Origin of the sequence: Roseomonas alba (genome assembly GCF_019430885.1) — a bacterium.
GTDB classification, from domain to species: Bacteria; Pseudomonadota; Alphaproteobacteria; order Acetobacterales; family Acetobacteraceae; genus Neoroseomonas; species Neoroseomonas alba.
Window position 1 is genome coordinate 1 of the sequence record NZ_JAHYBZ010000023.1, and the last position, 6,331, is coordinate 6,331.

The following is a 6,331-nucleotide window of genomic DNA, read 5'->3' on the forward strand; positions in this document are numbered from 1 at the left end:
CTGCAATCCATCAGCATGAGGAAAACCGCCTGATGCAACGCGTCACACGGGCTACCGCCGCAGCGACGTTGCCGGTGCCGCCGGCCTCGCCGGGCACCCCGGGATATTTCGCGCGCCCCAACACCGTTGCCGGCGTGCAGGCCACTGTGCCTGGCTACGAATGGTACAACGGGGTCCAGGAAGCGATCTGCCAGGCCTTCCAGGACAGCGGCATCGCGCCCGATGCGGTGGACCATACCCAGCTCCGCAAGCACATCCGGCGGCTGGCGGGCGGCAACGTCCGGGTGGTGACGGGCAATACGACGCTCACCCCCGACGATGCCGGCCTGGTGCTCGTCAATGCCGGCGGTCCAACGACGATCACGCTCCCGTCTGCAGCGGCGGCCAACGGTCGGCCGCTGCTGTTTACCTTCGTCCGGATCGACGCCCTGGCCGCCCTGGTCCTCGTGGCGCGGGCGGGGTCGGATACGGTCGAGGGCGGCAACAATGTCCCCTTACCCACCGTCGGGCGCATGGCGATCGTCGGTGACGGCTCTGCGACCTGGCGCGTGAGCGGCGAAACGGCGTGGGGCCGGTCGATCGGCAACAACGGGTATATCCGACTGCCGGGTGGGCTGATCCAGCAATGGGGGAATGCGACGCTGCCGGCGTCGGGCACCAACGCCTCATCCGTGAGCGTCACCCTGCCGATGGCATTCCCAACCGCGATCGTCAGCGCCGTTGTCAGTGCGCGCGGCACGGCCCGCCCTGGCGGGTGGCTGCCAGCCACCGGTGTCCTGGCCGCATCCACAACATCGATCACGATCACGGGCGACGTCCTGGCCGATGCCGGCGGACAGGAGTTTTCCCAAACGTGCCCGGTGTGGTGGCAGGCCCTTGGCTACTGAGAGGAGCTCCACCGTGATCTTGGCGCATATCGACGATAGCGGGGCCGCCCTTGGCTTCTACGATCCGGCGCTGCACGCCGTGATCCCTGAGGGCGCGATCGAGATTTCCGAGGAAATCTGGGCGGCGTGGATTGCCGACACTGCGGGGCAGCGGTGGGATGCCGTCGCGGGGGGGCTGGTGCCCTACACCCCGCCCGCCGTGCAGCCGGTTCCGGTCGTGCCGAGATCCATCTCCCGTCGGCAGTTGCTGCTCGCGCTGCATGGGGCGGGGCTGATCACCGATGCCGAGGCGCTGGCCGCCGCGACCTCTGGCGCGGTGCCGGCGCAGGTCGATGCGGTGTTCGGAGCGCTGCCGCCCACCGACGCTCTGTCCGCGCGTATCACCTGGGCGACGATGTCGGTCGCGGAGCGCGCGCACCCCCTGATCGGCATGCTGATCACGGCGGAGCTCGCCACGGCCGAGGAGGTCGATGCCCTGTTCATCGACGGCGCGACCCGTTGAGCGCCGTCATCCTCTCGATCGGCGTCGCGCCGACCGCCGCGCCGTCCGGCCCGATATCCGAGGGGCAGACGGTCACGGTCGTCATCTCGGCCGAGGACGCGCGGGATCATGGGGCGGTTGCCGTCACCGGCCTGCGGCTTGCCGTCCGCGCACCGCAGTCGCCCTTTCCGACCATCTACGCCCAGGCGCAGATGACCGAGGTCGCGACGGGCCGGTGGCAGATCGACCTGGTGCTCGACACGCCGGGCCGCTGGCGCCTGCGCGCGGAATGCGATGGGCCTCGGCCGGCGGCCCGCGAGATCCTGGTCCAGGCCAATGCCAGCGGCGTGCTGACCACCACGCCGCAGGGCGCCCTGCTGGTGTCGCCCGAGGGCGAGGTGATCGCGACGCCGGACGCGCGCGCGGTGACCGCGCAGCGCATCGACCGGATGCGCGAATTCACGGCGGCAGAGCTGTCCGGCCTGCGTCTGGTCGGCGCGCGCAACGCCGAGGGCGGCCAGGTATCCTACGACACGCTGCGCCAGGATGTGTCGAGCACCGCTGCCAGCGCCGGCGCCTCGGCCGCGGAGACACTGTCCTGGGATCGAATCTCCCTGCGCGCATGGATGGAGGCGCGGGGCTACGTTTGGGGCAGCGGCGCCGACGCTGCGCCGCTCATCAACGCGCTGCTGGCGCAGACGGTCCAGGGCGGGCCGATGTCCGGGAAAGTCATCGTCTGCTCGCCCGGTTTGCTGCCCGTCTATTCCACGCTGCGCCTGCCCAACTACGCCCGCAATGTCGCATTCGTCGGCGACGGCAATTTCCGGATCGAGAAGCGGTTCACCGGCGCGCTGATCGACAATCAGGCGAGCGGCAACGCCTTCATCACCAACGCCAACGGTGAGCGGCCGAAAGGCATTTGGCTCGCCGATTTCGAGATGGGCGCGCCCTACACGCCCGACCCCAGCCTGCCGAATTTCTCGCTCACCCAGGACGACTACGGCGGAAACACCATCAATTTCGCCGCCGATGACGTCTACATGGACGACATGAGGTTCTGGGGTCTCGCCGGCGACGCGCGCTTCATGGGGCCGCGCGGGGCGAATTGGGTCTGCAACCGCCTCGATATCCGCTACGGCAACAACGAGGTCGGCCAGGGTGGAATCCGCATCGTATGGGCGGATGGAAATATGGAGTTCAACGATTGTGCCCTGTGGACGGGGGACGATGGTTGCCAGCCGGTGCTGATCCCGCTGGGGCGCTCCATCACCGGAACCATCCTGTTCAACAACTGCCGCGCGTTTTCGTCGCGCGCGCACGGTGCCTGCGTCTATGCCGGCGAGCGCTACGACGACTATGTCGCGAGGCAGTCGAGCTTCATCCATGACGTGATCTATCGCGGCTGCACGTTTCAGGGCTGCGGGCGCAACGCATACATCGTCACGCGCGGGACCACTGGCTACATCGGTCGCGTCTGGTTCGATGGATGCACCTTCCGATCGCCATCCCCCACGTCGATGTATTCGGGGACGACGGAGACGAGCAGTGCGGGGTTTGGAGCGATCCGGGTCGAGATCGAGCGCCATCGCGGTCAGCCCGATTTCGGCGGCCTTGGCAAGTTGCTGGTCACCAACTGCACGTTCGACGACCCATCGCGAGCCGGCATCGACTACGTCTATCGCGACGGTCGCGGGCTGGCGCTGCTGAATGGCGCGCCCAACCAGAACGGCGTTGTCAGCTACTATTCCGGGCAGCCGAACACCACGCCATGGCAGAGCGTGACCGTCGCGCCCGACATCCTGACGCTGCCGCTGGCCGGCGAGTGCCTGATCGAGAACACCGATTTCGCAGAGCCCAGCAACTGGCGCCCGCAGGGCCTGGAGAGCGACGGCGTCACGCCGCGAATTGCCGGCAACCGAGCGCTGGCCAAGAGCGTATCTGGCGTCAATGCGATCGACCTCCGCAGCGCCGAACCTAGCCTGTTCAATGACGGCATTCGGCGTCCGAATTCCGGCGCTCAACTGCTGTTTATCCCGCAGGGTGTGCCAACCGGCCCCGTGACTGTCCGCATGTCGGATCGGGACACCTGGCGTCCTGTGATGCTTGCGGACGGCGTGACGCAAGCGGGCGCGGGGTCGTTCACGCCCAACGCCAGTGGATTTGTCGGTATTCAGTCCGACCCGATCCTGGGGGAGGGATCGGAGGGCGATTGGACGCTGATGACGCCAGAGGCCGTTACCGCGGCGCTCACCCCTGCATTTGCGGATGGTCCGCTACTCGATCTGTCCGTGTTCCAGCGTGTCACCATTCGCGGTGGCCACCGTCGCACCGCGCCGGGCCAGAATGCGATTGTGCTGTCCAACGGCGTGATCACGGGCGTTCCCACCGCCGGCATCGCCGGCCGGCACGTGATCGACGGCGGCATTGATGAGGGACTGCACGCCAGCCCGCTCTATGGCGAGGGGCCGGCGGCCCCAGGATACACTCCAGCCTGGGCGGCGGACACCGTGCCCAACAGCGTGCGGGGCGTGTGGGCCAGCCCCTACGTGTCGTCGTTGCTGGTCACGGGCGGGCACAGGGTCGTGCCGCGGGTCGCGACGCCGGATGCCTCCTGCACGCCCTATTGGGCCGATGCACCGGCCGTGGGCTTGGTTCGCGGGGTGCAGCCCCTGCTGCTGCAAAACGCGCAGTTCGACGCATTCCCGGGCGCGCACACCTATGCCAACAGCAACTGGACGTTCGGAGCCGGCTGTCAGTATCCCGCGGGCTGGACCGCTCAGGCGGCTGACAATCGCGCGCAGACCTTCACGGCGGCACACGTCGTCGGCAACACGCTGACCTGGGATATCACTAAAGCCCTGCTGCGGCAGGGCGGCGCCGATGCCATCACGCTCAGCACCCTGATGCCTTCGGCCACGCCGAGCAGCGCCATGCAGGTGACGATCGCCGCAGTCAACACGGGCGTGGTCACCCTGGCCGCAGGCGGCAACCTAACCGGGCTGCTCAACGGCAATCCGATCGTCCTGTTGCAGGGCAACAGCGCGACCTTCGAGTGGGACCCGGTCAGTGCGGTATTCCGGCTCGTCTCGGCGTCGGTGCCCTATTCCTCGCTCGGCATCCAGGCGTTCGGGTTCGGCGGCGTCACCGCCGGGGCTCTGACGTGGGACAGCACCAAGCAAATGCTGCGGCAGACGGGCACGGTGGCGTTCACGCTGCACACCCTGACGCCGACCAATCTGCCGTATCAGCCCACGCCAGTGCTGCCGCGTCGCGTGACGCTGGTCAACGCCAACACGGGCGTCGTCACCCTCACGGGCGCGGGCAATATCACGGGCATTCCCGGCGCCGGCCTGGCTCTCGCCAACGGGCAGAGTGCCGAGCTGGAGTGGGACCCGACAAGCAGCCTGTGGCGCCTGCTGAGCCGGTCGCCGATCAGCGACGATCCGGCGGTCAACAGCCGTGTGCAGTCGTTCGCGGCTGCGGACATCACCGCCAACGCGCTGGCCTGGGATGCGACCAAGACGCTGCTGCGGCAGACGGGATCGACCAACGCGACCCTGACCACGCTCACGCCGTCTGTCGCGCCGGCAGCCACCACGCGCGTGGTGATCGCCAATGTCGGCGCGGGCACCCTGAGCCTGTCCGGCGCGGGCAATATCGCCGGCATCGCCCAGGGCGGCCTGGTGCTGGGGCAAAATGAGAGTGCCGAGCTGGAATGGGACCCGACCAGCGCCGTGTGGCGCTACCTGGCGGTCCCTGGCCAGACGCTCCGCGGCACGGTCCAGGATTTCAACGATGGCGGCGTTGTTGCGGGCGCCCTCGCCTGGAACGGCGTATCCACCGTGCTCCGGGACACGGGGGCCAACGCGGTCACGCTCAGCAGTCTGACGATGCCGTTCTCGCCGACCTCTCCGCGTCGTCTCACTCTGACCGTGCAGCATGCGGTGGGCCGCATCGCCCTGATGGCCGGCGGCAATATCGCCGGATTTCCGCCGGGCGGCGCGCTCATCATCCGCCCCGAGCAGTCCGTTGACCTGATCTGGGACCCGACCAGCGCCGTGTGGCGCCTGGAGGGCTCGCCGATCGCGGTGTTGCGGCATCCGGGCTACAAGTCCACCTACTACCACCCGCTCTATCAGGGAGCGGTCAAGGATCTGGTGGTGGCTGCGGCGGACACGCTCTATCTGCTGCCCTGCGAACTGGATCGGCCCGTCACGATTGAGCAGTTGCTGCTGTATGTCTCGGCCGCCGGCGCCAGCGGCGCGGCCGCGAAACTGGCGGTGTGGCAACACCCCGCGACCAACAACCCCACGCCGCTCGGCCTGCCCGCCGTGGCGTTCAATGATGGGCTGGATATGGGGACCTCCGGCATCAAGTTGGCGCCGGTGACCCCCACCCTGCTGCTGCCGGGCATCATCTGGCTGGGCGCGGTGTTCTCGTCGCCAGGCGTGCTTCCGACCGTGCGAAGCGCGTCGGGCGACACGTTGCGGCTCGCGTCGATGCTCGGCGCCGGCGCCACAGCCTACCTGTTCCCGGCGACTGCTTCGGCCCAGATGACGGGATATTCGACGCCGCTCGCCTACGCGACCGACATCGCGACCGTCAGCCTGCCCGTCGCGGCGTGGACGCCCGTGATGAGCGTCGGCGGTCCGCCGGCGCTGGTGGCCAAGGTTGTGTGACACCGCCCGGCAGGGCGGGAGCTGGGCCGCGCCAACGGCCCAAGCCGCGAGGAGAGAGCCTCGCACGGATCATCCGCCCCGCCCGCGCCGGCCGGCGCCAAGGGGATAGACTGTGCGAGGTTGCCTTGGAGTTACCGTCTGATCTGATCCCGGCCCGCCCGGCGGCGCCGGTGGCCCCCTGGATCGGGGGCAAGCGCCGCCTGGCCGCGCGCATCATTGAGCGCCTGGCCGCCATCCCCCATACCACCTATGTCGAGCCGTTCGTCGGGCAGGGCGGCGTGTTC

At 68.7% G+C, this 6,331-nt stretch carries 3 protein-coding genes; all 3 read left to right on the plus strand.

The annotated features are described in order from the left end of the window. A partial coding sequence (locus tag KPL78_RS29940; protein WP_432761302.1) for a gp53-like domain-containing protein occupies window positions 1–887 on the plus strand: 887 nt, incomplete at its 5' end. Between the two features lie 13 nt (window positions 888–900). After that, the gene (locus KPL78_RS29945) at window positions 901–1,389 is read left to right on the plus strand and encodes a hypothetical protein (protein ID WP_219766967.1); all 489 of its coding nucleotides are present in this window, start codon (window positions 901–903) and stop codon (window positions 1,387–1,389) included. Then, window positions 1,386–6,047 (plus strand): RHS repeat domain-containing protein, encoded by a 4,662-nt coding sequence (locus KPL78_RS29950; RefSeq protein WP_219766968.1) that lies wholly within the window; start codon window positions 1,386–1,388, stop codon window positions 6,045–6,047. Before KPL78_RS29945 ends, KPL78_RS29950 begins: the two co-directional genes overlap by 4 nt. The last annotated feature ends 284 nt before the right edge of the window (window positions 6,048–6,331 follow it).